This window comes from Paenibacillus amylolyticus, from assembly GCF_050990605.1.
Classification (GTDB): Bacteria; Bacillota; Bacilli; order Paenibacillales; family Paenibacillaceae; genus Paenibacillus; species Paenibacillus amylolyticus_H.
On the sequence record NZ_CP158832.1, the window covers coordinates 1,520,510 to 1,534,028 of the forward strand.

Here is a 13,519-nt window from a genome sequence, read left to right on the forward strand (position 1 = left end):
GGCTTGCAATTATGGCTGTTATATTTTCTTTAGGGAGTCACAGGAATTTCAATAGAAAACGGTGCACGAATTTGATCAGGGTAAGAGAATATCTCCATTGTCAGATTTCCTTTGGCTGCGGTCCCATTTTTGATGACAACTCTTGCTTCAAAGACGGAAGGGCTCCAGCCTACTTCATCAATGTCGAAGGGGTTCCCTTTACTGTCCTCGATATTGGTAAATGATAGCCCTGAAGTAGCATTTTGAGCGTCTGCAATTGAAAACTCGAGGATCAGATTTTTGCCCTGGGCGGTACTTTTCAAGAATTTCAAACTTGATGGGCCACCTTGGATTTCACCTGATGTTGGATCGATACTGATAACCAGTTCATCCTTATCCACGGCTGAAAGGCCAGACCCTTGCAAAGTCAGTTTTTTCGGAGTGGAAAAGTACATGCTTTCGAAAAAGACGGAATTTCCAGAGCCCGAGATGGAAGATGAATCTGTTCGCCATGCTCGGCCTTGCTCATCTACCAAATGCAGATCACGAATGCCGAAGATTTTTTTGGTGTTGTTGCGATCATATTCGATGTCAAGCACAAGGCGAGTGGGATATAGAACGGCCTGTTTTACATGAATACGCTGCCCATCCACGGTCATTGTTTGGTTTACGGGAATGATTTTTTTCATGTCTTTCGTTAAGCTGTGATCCACTGGAAAGGTGACCTTCCACTTGTTATTTGTTTCCTCACCTCGTTCTTTAAATATAATAGTCAGCTCTTGTGGCGGTAAAGATTCTGTAAATGAGACATCGATTTTATCCTCATAAATGCCATGTTCTGAAGCAGGTCTAGGTGAAAAATAACTAAAGGCAACAGGAAGATCTTTACCGTTCTCATCCAGCAAATCGATATCATATCCACCCTTCTCCGGATCTTTCATGCCTTTCATCGTGTAAAAAATGACCATACGTGACTCGTCTGTGATAATGCCTTCAACGGTCAAGGAAGTACCATCATGCTCGTCGGTGACACCGACCTTCTGCAAGAGGGACTGATCAATCGCCATCATTAATCCCTTGTCTTGGCGAATCATGCTCACAATGCCTTCCATGCCAGGCAATTGCTCCACGAAGGAAGCAAAAGCGGGAGAGACACGGATACATCCGGTAAACAGCAGGATGAGGGCCGCTGCCGAGATGGAACTCATATACCAGCGCAGCCGGGACTTGCGCTTACGGGCAGCCCGGCGGATTCCGGACTGTACAGCCTGATAGGCAGCATCTGGTACAGGCATGGTTTCGTACTCCGTCTTGCGAGCATTCAGCCGTTCTTCCAATGCGTCAAATGATTGTTGTTCATTCGTCATGAGGATGCATCTCCTTTCGTTTCAAGTTGGATACGAAGCTGTCCGAGTGCCCGGTGTAAGCGGGATTTCACGGTTCCGGTCGGGATGTCGAGAATATCAGCAACTTCAGTTAAAGAGAAACCTTCGAAATAACTCAGAATAATAATTGGTTTGCAATCCCCGTCAAGGGTGGAGACGGCGGCAGCAAGATCCGGGTCCGCAGGACGATCCCAACTGCCGGATTCATGGATCTCGGTGACGGGACTGAACCGACTTATGCGTTTGCGTTCGTCTGCACAGTAGTTGAGCAGAATGCGGATGAGCCAAGTGCCAAAGTAGGAGGGCTCTTTTAATTTTTTGAGTTGACGGAACGCTCTGAAGGTTGATTCCTGGATCGCTTCGAACGCATCACCTTCGTTATGCAGGTAGGCATAGGCGATACGGTACAGTTGGCTCTGATGTAAATCCATTAAGGCTGCAAAAGCCTCGGCATCCCCTTTTTGTGCGGCGATAGTGAGCTGAATAGGGGTCACATGGCTCCTCCTTTCATGGATATGTTGAGTATTAGACCGTCTAAGGCGTCAAACGGTTCTTATATTCTGAAAAAAAATGCGTTTTCTATAAAAGTTGAATGAAGTATTTACACGAGAACGTAGAGGACAACACAAATAACCGTCAGACCTTCTCTTTGTACTCCAAAAAGAGTCCTGACGGTTATTCGCGGTATTGCTCACGTTATCTAATCATTGTTGCTACTGTGCTGCCACGGCTGCTCGCAGACATGAAGCTGTAGACGTGTTACCACGTTCAAGTGAAATATCCAGTGCGGTCTGACCCGCTGAGTTTAGCGCATTTGGATCTGCACCATGCTGGATTAACATCTCGATAAGTTCGATCTGATCCGTATGAAATGCTGCAGAGTGCAACGCATATTGTCCATCGCTGTCCAGAATACTCGTGGATGCCCCATGTTCGAGTAAAAGTTGGATAACTTCTGGCGAGCGTTCTCCGGCAAGTGCGGCATGCAGTGCAGTATTGGACGGAATAAAGGAAATTTTGGAATGAGAAAGGGTGTTAACATCTGCTCCATGCACCAGAAGGAGACGAACTGCTCCTGCTTGTCCATAATGAGAGGCATATCCCAGCGGAGTTAACCCATCCTGATTTTCAATATTGGTGAGTTCCGGGTGAGCAGCGAGCAATAATTGCAGGTTGGCCACATCTCCAGCCTGTACAGCCTGAAATAGTTGATTAATTTGTGCTGCATGATTCATAAAGGAATACCTCCATCTGATGAGATATTAGAATTTACAGGGATTCATTTATACAGCTTCTTCACAGCTTCCAGCCCAGGTACGGCAAAACAAGCGAGTGGAGAGGGCAGATCATGGAGCGGAAACCAGCCGATCTCACCGATAGCTCCGCCTTCTTCCAGATTACGAGCATGACCGCCTATCACCTTGGTGGAATAGAGCACGGATATCCAATGTTCCTTCTGCTCTGGCTGGATCGTCTCCGCCGTACAGAGCAGACGGTCAATGGCGATATCCAGATTGACTTCTTCCTTGATTTCACGGATGACGGCAGTCTCCAATGATTCATAGGGATCTACTTTCCCGCCAGGAATACTCCAGGTGTGCTGCTCGGGCTGGCGGTTTCGCCAAGCGAGAAGCACTTCGCCCCGATCATTCAGGATGACCGCGCCTACGCCGATGCGAGGAGAGATGTCAGCTTCACCTTTTGGAACAGAACTTAATTCCGACAAGGACAACGCAGCATGTTCGTTCCCATTACGCTGTGAGAAACCACTCGCGTCCATTTCCCCAGATTGAGGAGTGCGAGTAGACTGCAATGACAAGGGAAGCTGAGACTGTGCAGACCATTCTTCGGCAAGGATACTCATCGAGATCAGGTCGTAATGCAGGCCATTCCGCAAAACTGCAGAACGCTGGCGCCCCTCTTCCCGGAATCCGGCTTTCAGGTACGCATGTCTCGCGGCTTCATTGTATTCGATGACTTCCAGCGCAATCCGGTTTAGGTTCAATTCGTGGAATCCATATCGAAGAATGAGAGCAAGGGCATCACTGCCGTAACCTTTACCTCGATCATTTTCTTCGCCGATACCAATGGCCAGTCGAGCGGAGCGATTGTTCCATTCAATCCGGTATAGGGCTGTGAACCCAATGAATCGGTTACCCTCCAGTGTGCGTAGTGCAAATTCAAATCCGTTGTCTCGGCGGACAGAGGAGGACCCTGTCTCATCCGGCGTTAACGGGATCGCGATATCGGTATCCATGTTGCGCAAATACTCATAATCATCTGTGAAGCGGGAGAGACGCATGCAATCTTCCGGGCATGGGGCCGCTAATCTGACTTTGGAACCTTGAAAACCATTTAAATGACGTGGAGCCATGTTGCACCTCTTTTGTTCATTATGAAATCATTCGCTTCTCCCCATTATACTACGAACAGCAGAGGATACCGAAAAATGGAATCAAACAAGGGGCGCTCAGGGAAAAAGAGATAAAAAAAAAAGCAGCCATCGCGGGCTGCTGTACATACTTTATTTCAAATCATTCAGTAAATTTTTCATTTTTTTGTAGTGCCCACTAACCCGATCAACCATGTAGTTATACATAAGCTGATTCTCGGAGAGGTTCGCCATTTCCTTGTCAATATCAACGTTATTGTTGTTATTGTTCATCGTTGTTTCGTTGTTCTCAACAATTCGGTACTGTACGATGGAAGAATTGGGATCACTGATAGGAAAGTGTTTGTCATGAGTCCGCTTCATGGCGAGCTGATCTGTTTTGCCATTCTCAACGATCCGTCTCAGCTCTTCCTGAAACTCTACCGTTTTCTTTTTGTAGTTGGGCGTGTCTGCATTGGCAATGTTGTTGGTAATGGCATTGTGCTGTGCAGTAAGCGCTTGTAACAGTGATTCGTTGCGTCTTGTCGTATTCGTTTCAATCACGGGCTCAGTCTCCTTCACTGTAGATTGATACAGTTACTTCTATAATAAGAAATTAAGTTGCATACTGTCAACATAACAAAGAAAAAGACAAGCACATGCCGGAGGTCCCCCGAAAAGAAGAACCCTGCCTTCATGAAATCTTGTCTTAGATCTTACCCATATGGATCAGCGTTGAACAACCTCTTTAAGAGGGACGATTAATATTTTTGCCGTAATAGATCTCGTCCATCTCCAGCTTCAGCCACTCCGTAATCTCCTGTTGTTCCTTCTTGCTGAGCTTATCCTTGGTGTACCCAAACAGATAATTGTCGAGATCGAATTCCCTCAGTTTACATTTGGTGTGAAAAATATTCTCCTGATAGACGTTCACGTCAATCATGTCAAAGCTGCTCTTGATCTCGTCCGGAATATAATTCTGAATCGAGCCGATCTCATGGTCAATGAACAGCTTGCGTCCGCTCGTATCCCGCGTGAAACCACGCACCCGGTAATCCATCGTCATAATGTCCGTATCAAATGAGTGGATCAGATAATTCAGTGCCTTGAGCGGGGAGATCTCACCGCAGGTGGAGACATCGATGTCGGCACGGAAGGTACTGATGCCTTCACTGGGGTGAAATTCAGGGTAGGTGTGCACAGTAATATGGCTCTTATCCAGCTGCATAACGACGTTATCTGGCAGAGGGCCGGGAGATTCATCGAGGGATTCCTCGGGGATTTCCACAATTGGGCCTTCCGAGACCAGCATTGTCACACTTGCACCTTGAGGCACATAATCCTGCTGAGCGATATTCAACACATGGGCTCCGATGATATCAGAGACGTTGTTCAGAATTTTACTCAGCCGGGCGGCGTTATACTGTTCATCAATATATTCAATGTAAGCTTCGCGTTCGTCTTTGGTCTTGGTATAACAAATATCGTACATGTTGAAGCTCAGCGACTTGGTCAGGTTGTTAAATCCATGCAGTTGAAGGCGCTGCTCTGGCGTAATTGTCATGGTTGCAGTTCCCCTTATCCCATACGACATATCATCGCAGTTATAATACTACTTATACCCAACCTGCCTCAAAAAAAAACATAAGTACGTCATTCGAAATGTTATGCACCTCTGACGAACTAATGAATCAGAATGAAGAATCGTCGAAGTCTCCCATATGATTCATACGCTCATCCTCAGCTACGGATTGAATATCCTCTGAAGTGACACTGATAATCGTATAATCCTCGTTCTGCTGTTTCTTTACGGCTTTTTCCTTCACAAAACGGGGACTGCCTTCCCCGGCATCTTCGTCATAGACGAGCAGAAGACCGTCGCTTTTGCGCAGCAACAGGTCATCCCGGGCAGTGAACTGCCACGGCCCGATATAAGGTTGATTGCTAATCGCACCGTAATAGTCCACACCGGAGAGGATGGAACGGTAATACTCCTGCTTGTCTTCTTTCCATTGTTCCTCCGGGTTCTGAAATGCAGTGATGATTGACAGCTTTAGATGCGGGTGCATCTTCTTCAGATCAATCACCACTTCGCAGGCCCACAGATCCACACCGTATTGTCCCGGCGTCAGCACCCATTCCAGACCATCCTCGACAAGGGGAGTGAGGCGGGAAGAGATGGCTTTTTTGATAAAAGGAATACCTTCATGCTTCTGTCCGAAAATTTGCAATTCATGTGCGCGGTAACCGGTAATCAACAGATTCTTCAGTGTCCGTTCCTCCTTTCAGGCATGATCAATGGATCAGTGGAATTTTCTATATTTTCTATAGACACACACTATCTATAGACACACACAAAAGATGCAGTTATTTCGCAGGTGGAGTATCTGCACGGAACGGATACAGGAATGGCTTCGGAATATCCGTTTCGAATGACATCAACTCATTCGTTGTGGGATGAATAAACGAGAGTATACGTGCATGAAGTCCGAGACGGCCGAGATCTCTTGTACGTGCACCATATTTTCTGTCCCCGGCAATCGGATGTCCGAGATCCTCCATATGCACACGAATCTGATTTTTACGACCTGTCTCCAGACGCACTTCCAGCAAGGAGAACTCACGGTTCGACTTCAGACGTTTGTAATGTGTAATTGCGTGTTGTCCATCATTCGGACGAGAGCTGGAGTACATTTTCAGCGTTTTGGTTTCCTTCAACCAGGAAGAGATGGTGCCTTCTTCCTTGACTACTGCACCTTCAACAAGGGCAACGTAGACACGGTCCTGCACATTTTCCTTCCAGTTGTTTTGCAGCTTCTGTTGTACCTCTTCACTTTTGGCAAACATCATTACACCCGACGTATCCCGATCCAGACGATGGACAACAAAGATCCGGTTGAGCGGATTGGTGCGGCGTACATGCTCCGTCAGTTGGCGATAAGCCGTCAGGTCATCCGTCTTGTCAGCGGCAATGGACAACAGTCCGGCTTCCTTGCGGATCACAATGATATCATCGTCTTCATGCAAAATGTTAATCCCCGTCAAGGATGGAGCAGCGACTGCACCTTCTTTGCGGATGTAGACAATCTGACCTGGCGTCAGCGCTTCATTAAACTTGGTTACGACCTTCTGATCCACGGACACCTGTCCACGACCCAGAATGGACTTCACCGCGTTCCGTCCTGATTTCAGATGTTGCAGCAAGAAATTCAACAGTTCATCCGGTTCGGTTACTTTGTACTGGCGTGGTGGTTCCTGCTTGCGATAATAGGCATTGCCCGGGCGTTTGGATGCGCTGGCATTTTTGGATTTGTTGCCTCCAGCTTTCTTCGGTACACCCAATGATTTCGCGGCTATCGGCTTCTTATTCTCCTCCGTATGGCGTGATGCGGAAGCACCTGATGTTTTGGCAGATGAGAAGTTGGACTTGCTGGACCGTGCTGAAGATGAACCTGCATAAGATTTCCCCTTGGCCGAGGCCGATGTTTTGCCTGTTGGACGTTTGCGTTTATTCATGAATAGTAATCTCCTTCTGAACAGCCTGTACCGCTTTGTGCATACGATCCGTTCATTTTCGTTATGCAGTTCAATATACCATTAACAGTCGACAAATAAAAATAGGTTCACGCAATCTGTTATACATCCAATCATAAGAGTAATGAGATTCATAGGATAGGGTATCCCATAGCATTGGAGGTGTTACTCATGGGCGTGTTTCTCGATATGAGAACTTCGATGAACTCGGGAACGGTAGGACAGCCCGGTTTGTCTCTGTCGGAATCCCCGTCAGCATTCGGCACCATTGGTCTTCAGACCCTGGGTGTCGTGAATCCGATTATTACGTTGAACGGGACAGTAGGTGTTACGGGAGAACTGGGAGATACCTTTGTTGTAGAGCTTGTGCGGGGTTTTTTATATGATCCTTTCTATGTCATCTACCGTGCTGAAGGTACGATTGGACAGAACGGAGGTGCCGAATTCCATTCGTTCACAGCTCAGGATCTGTTTGCACCACCAGCATTGGAAAGTGTGTATACTTCGTTCATCTCGGGGGTGTCCACAGCAGTAAGAACCGGGCCGGAGATGTTATACGGTATTGCAGCCACTGGCTAGTTATGAAGACTTAATATGAATAGGCAGAGTGCTCGTCATCGCTTATGTTGACGGCAGAGTTCGCTTCATACCCCAGAAACCAGAAGTAGAAGACCATGTCGCGATATGTTTCGACTAGCGCTCAGCAAGAAACCCCCGGCTCAAGAAGCCGGGGGTTTTTGCCATACAAGCATCTTACATTTCAAGGTAGCTCACTCATCGGAAGGAAGGAGGTGTCCGCGTGTATCAGTTGGCACGGCCTTTCAGAATGATGTTGTTGGCTTTACCAAAGTCGATGGCGACTTTACCGGCGAGTGCGGCTGTTCGCTCAGCAAGAACAACCGCGTTGACACCGCAGGAGAAGAGGGCGACATCAAAGGTATCTTGATTCGTCTGAATCCACTCGAGTGTTTCCAGCATGTGATCATAGCTGTCGAAGGGCAGCGCGGTCACGATGTTTAAATGATACGGCTCACGTTCGAGCGTGGAACGCAGTGCCTCAATCTCACGGGTAACGAGAAGCACACGCTTGCCTGCAAGCATCTGCCAGAAACGCGGGTTCTGCGCCAGCTCCCGATTGACACAGGCATGACAAGTCAGCGGAGGAGAGATGCCAAAGTGTGCAAACACCATATCGGTCAGGGGTCTTTTGAGATAATCCGGAGCATTAATTGTACTGTCACCGCGGGGAAGAACGCCGACGATATCCGCCCGCTGCAAGGAAGCGGCGACTTCATCCCGTAGCTGCAGGTTGGGAAGATTTAGTCCTTTTTGCCCTAAATTGGCCTTAATGGCCCAACGCTCCTGAAGGACCTGTTCCGTAGTCCACACGGTTTCCTGAGACATGACGATATTCTCGCCATCACCGACTCGAACAAGAGAGAGAGGACGCTGTTCAACCAGCGCCGCTTCAAGCTGATCCAGCACACCATCCATTTCAAGATAGATTGAATCCATTTCAGTGGTTGCCCCCTTTGAAAATTGAACTGCTCTATTCTATGTTGCAGCTGGAGTAACGATATGTACGTTCGACCCGCAGGGCACCATCTTCAGGTGTATATCAATCTATTTCGTTGAAAATCAGTGCATTCGTCCGTACCGCTTCTATTAACTTTTCATACCTTATAGAGTCGGCAGGATTGGCAAGCGAAACCCGGATGGATTGTCAACTACCAGACAGCTGGAACTTGTGTTTCGTATGAAAACGACTGTTGAAACTATGAAAATGGTCGGTATCCGCTGAAAGAAGATGGCAGAGTTCATGAGGAGGAATGTTATGTCCAGGAAAGTGGTTATTGAGATTAACTTCAACAATTATGGGCTTGACCCGCAGCGATTGACCAGAGAATGGCTGGAGCGGCGGATGAGCATTTTTCGCACATTTACATTGCACTGTCTTAAAGCTCAGACGAATCAGGATTTCCTGACGGTAGTGAAGTTATCCAAGGAATCGGGAGAAGTGATGCAGGAGATTCTCGCGGAACAGGAGCCGTTGCCTGCCAACATTCGTTTTGGAACCCATATTGAGAGTGTGCGGGCGATTTTGGCATTTGCTGAAGGGGCGGAGCACATCTATATTGCCCGTCTGGATTCGGATGACCTGTATCACCGGACCTTTGTACAGCAGCTATATGACGTGCAGCCACAGCCGCAGACGATGGCTCTGATTAACCAGAACGGCTATCTCTGGGATAGCGTGAACAACGAGATGGCGCCTGCGTTTCATCGTTCTCCGCAATTCTATGTCTACCTGTATAAAACAGCGGAGTACGCATCCGGGTATCGGGTGAAGCTGCCGGGCCGAGGTACGCATGGCAATGTCATTGATCTGCCGCATGAGCTGCTGGCTCCGCGCAATTACGTGAATATCGTCCATTCGAGCAATACTTCAGTCAAAAAAGTACCGCCCAAAGACCGACTAAGCCGGGATGAGATGGCAAAGGTATTACGCGAATTCATGATCTGATCAGGGAGGGATTCATCCATGATTCAAGGACAAACCATTCTAATTACCGGAGGAACAGGCTCCTGGGGTCAAAAGCTGACCGAGGTGCTGTTGGAGCAAGACCCGGCCGAGATTCGCCTCCTGTCACGTAATGAATACGCCCAGATTGCGATGCAGCGAGAGTTCAATCATGACCCGCGTCTGCGATTCGTTATTGGGGATATCCGGGATTATCGAGCAGTGGAGGATGCGTGCAAAGGTGTGGATGTGCTGTTCCATCTGGCTGCGCTGAAGCATGTTCCGGTCTGCGAGGACCAGCCGGATGAAGCGTTCAAGACCAATGTGATCGGTACCCAGAATATTATTCGGGCTGCGATACGTATGCAGGTTCCCAAAGTCATTGATGTGTCCACCGATAAGGCGGTAGATCCGATTAACGTATATGGCATGACAAAGGCCTTGGGTGAAAAAATGATGATTCGTGCCAACTGGCTAAGTGAAGGTACTCGATTTGTCTGCATCCGCGGCGGTAATGTGCTTGGAACCAGTGGTAGTGTCGTGCCCCTGTTCCGTCGTCAGATCGATGAAGGCAAAAGCCCGACCATTACGGACAAAGGCATGACCCGCTTTTTCCTGACACGTACCGAAGCCATACATTTACTGCTTAAGGCGGCTGAGGCGGCTGTAGGCGGAGAGACTTTTGTGATGAAAATGAAAGCTTGCAAGATGACGGAACTTGCATCCGTCATGTTGGAACAGGCAGGTCGTCCATCCTTCGATTATAAGGTGACAGGGATACGTCCAGGCGAGAAATTGCATGAAGTGTTAATCTCGCCCTTTGAAGCACCGCGCACGTACCAATACGATGCGCAGTATTATGTGATCCTGCCTGAGCACAAGGACAAGAGCCTGACGGATCAGTACAGCAGTCTGCCTCGTGTGAACTTCTCCGAGTATCGCTCGGACAGTGCCATGATGAACAAACCAGCGATTGCCCGGTTTTTGCGTGCAGGCGGCTATATCGATTAGGGCGTGTCTGAAAACTCGTTCGGAGTTTTCAGACACGCCCACCGAAGGGAGGCGGAGCGTTTGGAGGTGGAAGGAATGGAAGAGAATCATCAGCACAACCAGCAGGAAGGAAATGAAGAGTTACAGCCACGTATCCTAATACAACATATTAATGACCGCTCCCTTAAAGCTGTTGTCATCGGTCTCGGTTATGTTGGTTTACCCATGGCTGTAGAGATGGCACAGGCCGGTTATCAAGTCCACGGGATTGACATCGATACTTCCAAGGTAGCCAAACTGAACGCCGGGAATTCGTATGTCATCGGTATAGAAGATGATGTTGTGCAGTCGCTGATGCAGGCTGGGTTATTCACGGCAAGCACCGATTATGCAGCGGTGGCACAGGCCAATGTTATTGTAATCTGTGTGCCCACCCCACTGACTGCCGAGCATCAACCGGATATCTCGTATATCTCGGCGGCGGTGGATGGCATGACTCCGTATTTGCAGGAGGGCAGTCTTGTTATATTGGAAAGCACGACCTATCCGGGCACGACGGAAGAACATGTGAAACACCCGATTGAAGCGGCAAACGGCTGGCAAGCTGGAGAACAGTTTTACGTCTGTTATTCTCCAGAGCGGGTAGATCCGGGTAGTGTGCATTATGGTGTGAAAAATACCCCGAAGATCATTGGCGGCTCCACACCCAATTGTCTGAATTATGGTAAATCGTTCTACGGCTCGTTCCTTAACGAAGTTGTTCCGGTTAGTTCAACGACGGTAGCGGAGACGGCAAAGCTGTTCGAAAATACATTTCGCAGTGTCAATATTGCCCTTGTGAATGAGCTGACCCCGGCCTGTGAACAGATGGGGGTAAACATCTGGGAAGTGCTGAATGCGGCGGCAACGAAGCCGTTTGGTTATATGCCATTCTATCCCGGCCCCGGCATCGGCGGGCACTGTATCCCAATCGATCCGATCTATCTGTCCTGGGCTGCAAATCGTCAGGGATCGGAGCTGCAATTCATCCAGCTGGCGGATGCAACCAATCGGCAAATGCCAGAGAGAGTGGTGAAGCGTGCCGCGGAGCTGTTGGAGCAGAAGGGGATATCTATGCGGGGAGCACGTGTTGTACTCGCGGGTATGGCTTATAAAAAAGACATTGATGACCTGCGTGAATCACCAGCGCTGGATGTCTTCCGGCTGCTGAGTGCAGCGGGCGCAGATGTGGTTTTCACCGATCCAATGGTGCCTGTCTTCCGCAAGGATGACGGTACGATGCTCCAGTCTCGGCCTGCTGTACCGGAATTGTGGACAGAAGCTGATCTGGTGATCATCACCACGGATCATACAGGATTCGATTATCAGGAGATGGCAGATCATGCGAAGCTGATCTTCGATACACGGAATGCAACGGCCCGGTGCCACGGGGGAAATATTGTGGTGCTGGGTCAGCCAGTACGGCATGAGGTGAAGGAAGTCCGTGAGCAGCAGGAACGAGTAGAAGGGTCAGGGCAAGAAGAAGTGAAGGTGGCAGTCAAGAATGCCGCAACTCACCATGAAGCTGCGATCGATCCCAACGAGGATCAGGGAGATGCCCATGGCAAATCATGATCGTGTAAGTGAACGCTACTATGGCGAGATTAATTCGGAAGATTCTCATGAAGCGACGAGGACGCGTATCCACTGGATGTGCCGTGAGGCAACTGGCAAACGTATTCTGGATGTCGGGTGCAGTCAGGGAATTACTTCTATTTTGCTAGCAAGAGAAGGATTTCGTGTCACCGGTATCGATCTGGAGGAAGAGAGTATCCGGTATGCGCAAGCTGAGCTTGCCAAAGAATCCCGGCCAGTCCAGAAGAATGTGGATTTTCGAATGCTGGATATTACGCAATGGAAAGTCAGAACGACTTTTGACACGGTGCTGCTTGGAGAAGTGCTGGAGCATTTTGCTCATCCGGAGACATTGTTGGTCCAGATTCATCGCCTGTTGCAAGAGGAGGGGACGCTGGTTGTAACCGTGCCGTATGGGTATCACCCGTTCTATGACCACAAGCAGACCTTCTATGCAGGAAGCCTGGCGATGACCCTGATGCCATATTTTGAAGTCTTGAAACTCGAAGTTCATCATAAATATCTATGTTGCGTGGCCCGCAAACGGCGGAAAACACAACTGCATATGTCACCGACTTTGGATCAACTGCTGGAGTGGATGAAGCTGGATCATATGCATTTTGCCGAGGTGGAGCAAAATCATCTTCGCGTAATGAAACAGCGCAAGAAGGCACTGGACAGTGCGGTGGAGCAGGTGAAACGGCTTCGCCGTCAGGAGAGTGGGGAAGGGTAGCAGTGAAGGTGGGAACAGGGGCAGGGACAGCGGCAAGGCTAGGGGAGGATTAGGGGCCAAACCCAAACCCAAGGACACTGACGCTGAAACTGTATTGCAAGTAACTGCAAGGTAGAGGTAGGGATACTGCAACTGTGTTACGAGTAACTGTAAAGGCAAACGTAAACCTAAACGTAAATTTTATGACGAGAGGAAAACTCCTGCCTGAGTAAATGTGAATAGGAGGGTGCTATGGGGCATTATTGTGATTCTCGTTATGAAGGAGACCAGGGCGCTCCTGCTTAGAGCAAAGGGCTGGTCTCGAAAGTTTCCCATGCAAGCTTCCCAGAGCAATTATCAGAGCACCTAACTGGATAATCTCAATTCCTCACTGTTGTTTAGTGTGACGGAGA

14 protein-coding genes and 1 pseudogene are annotated in these 13,519 nt (G+C 48.7%); 5 read left to right on the forward strand and 10 right to left on the reverse strand.

Annotated features, from left to right (window positions below; translation table 11 throughout):
• Nucleotides 1-29: 29 nt before the first annotated feature.
• The 9 genes and pseudogenes from ABTV53_RS06825 to ABTV53_RS06865 form a co-directional block, all read right to left on the reverse strand.
• A complete protein-coding gene (locus ABTV53_RS06825) occupies nt 30-1,346 on the reverse strand; it encodes a DUF4179 domain-containing protein (RefSeq protein ID WP_433751834.1) in 1,317 nt (438 codons plus the stop codon).
• A complete protein-coding gene (locus tag ABTV53_RS06830) occupies nt 1,343-1,858 on the reverse strand; it encodes a sigma-70 family RNA polymerase sigma factor (protein ID WP_433751836.1) in 516 nt (171 codons plus the stop codon). Before ABTV53_RS06830 ends, ABTV53_RS06825 begins: the two co-directional genes overlap by 4 nt.
• Nucleotides 1,859-2,077: 219 nt before the next feature.
• Nucleotides 2,078-2,599, reverse strand: coding sequence for an ankyrin repeat domain-containing protein (locus ABTV53_RS06835; protein WP_433751838.1), 522 nt, complete (start codon nt 2,597-2,599; stop codon nt 2,078-2,080).
• A gap of 44 nt (nt 2,600-2,643) precedes the next feature.
• Complete coding sequence (locus tag ABTV53_RS06840; protein ID WP_433754102.1) at nt 2,644-3,039, reverse strand: NUDIX domain-containing protein; 396 nt, start codon at nt 3,037-3,039, stop codon at nt 2,644-2,646.
• Nucleotides 3,040-3,246: 207 nt separating this feature from the next.
• Nucleotides 3,247-3,738: pseudogene (locus ABTV53_RS06845) on the reverse strand (GNAT family N-acetyltransferase); the annotation flags it as partial.
• A gap of 150 nt (nt 3,739-3,888) precedes the next feature.
• On the reverse strand, nt 3,889-4,299 hold the full coding sequence (gene flgB / locus ABTV53_RS06850; RefSeq protein ID WP_433751840.1) for a flagellar basal body rod protein FlgB: 411 nt from the start codon (nt 4,297-4,299) through the stop codon (nt 3,889-3,891).
• A 184-nt stretch (nt 4,300-4,483) separates the two neighbouring features.
• Nucleotides 4,484-5,299, reverse strand: coding sequence for an adenosylmethionine decarboxylase (gene speD, locus ABTV53_RS06855; RefSeq protein WP_433751842.1), 816 nt, complete (start codon nt 5,297-5,299; stop codon nt 4,484-4,486).
• Nucleotides 5,300-5,426: 127 nt separating this feature from the next.
• Nucleotides 5,427-6,005 carry a DUF1273 domain-containing protein gene (locus ABTV53_RS06860; RefSeq protein WP_433754104.1) on the reverse strand — a complete coding sequence of 193 codons (579 nt, stop codon included), beginning with the start codon at nt 6,003-6,005 and terminating at the stop codon, nt 5,427-5,429.
• A gap of 97 nt (nt 6,006-6,102) precedes the next feature.
• Nucleotides 6,103-7,251 carry an RluA family pseudouridine synthase gene (locus ABTV53_RS06865; protein WP_433751843.1) on the reverse strand — a complete coding sequence of 383 codons (1,149 nt, stop codon included), beginning with the start codon at nt 7,249-7,251 and terminating at the stop codon, nt 6,103-6,105.
• A 189-nt stretch (nt 7,252-7,440) separates the two neighbouring features.
• Here ABTV53_RS06865 and ABTV53_RS06870 point away from each other — a divergent pair, with 189 nt between their 5' ends.
• Nucleotides 7,441-7,848: a hypothetical protein gene (locus ABTV53_RS06870; protein ID WP_433751845.1), complete on the forward strand. Its 408-nt coding sequence runs from the start codon at nt 7,441-7,443 to the stop codon at nt 7,846-7,848.
• A 225-nt stretch (nt 7,849-8,073) separates the two neighbouring features.
• Here ABTV53_RS06870 and ABTV53_RS06875 read toward each other — a convergent pair whose 3' ends face one another.
• Nucleotides 8,074-8,784, reverse strand: coding sequence for a GT-D fold domain-containing glycosyltransferase (locus ABTV53_RS06875; RefSeq protein ID WP_433751847.1), 711 nt, complete (start codon nt 8,782-8,784; stop codon nt 8,074-8,076).
• 319 nt (nt 8,785-9,103) lie between these two features.
• Between ABTV53_RS06875 and ABTV53_RS06880 the strand changes: the two genes are divergently transcribed.
• From ABTV53_RS06880 to ABTV53_RS06895, 4 genes are all read left to right on the forward strand, one after another.
• Nucleotides 9,104-9,793 carry a glycosyltransferase gene (locus tag ABTV53_RS06880; RefSeq protein ID WP_150366442.1) on the forward strand — a complete coding sequence of 230 codons (690 nt, stop codon included), beginning with the start codon at nt 9,104-9,106 and terminating at the stop codon, nt 9,791-9,793.
• Between the two features lie 18 nt (nt 9,794-9,811).
• On the forward strand, nt 9,812-10,801 hold the full coding sequence (locus ABTV53_RS06885; protein WP_433751849.1) for an SDR family NAD(P)-dependent oxidoreductase: 990 nt from the start codon (nt 9,812-9,814) through the stop codon (nt 10,799-10,801).
• Between the two features lie 75 nt (nt 10,802-10,876).
• On the forward strand, nt 10,877-12,394 hold the full coding sequence (locus ABTV53_RS06890; RefSeq protein WP_433754105.1) for a nucleotide sugar dehydrogenase: 1,518 nt from the start codon (nt 10,877-10,879) through the stop codon (nt 12,392-12,394).
• A complete protein-coding gene (locus tag ABTV53_RS06895) occupies nt 12,381-13,127 on the forward strand; it encodes a class I SAM-dependent methyltransferase (RefSeq protein ID WP_433751851.1) in 747 nt (248 codons plus the stop codon). The genes ABTV53_RS06890 and ABTV53_RS06895 overlap by 14 nt, the downstream gene beginning before the upstream one ends.
• The last annotated feature ends 392 nt before the right edge of the window (nt 13,128-13,519 follow it).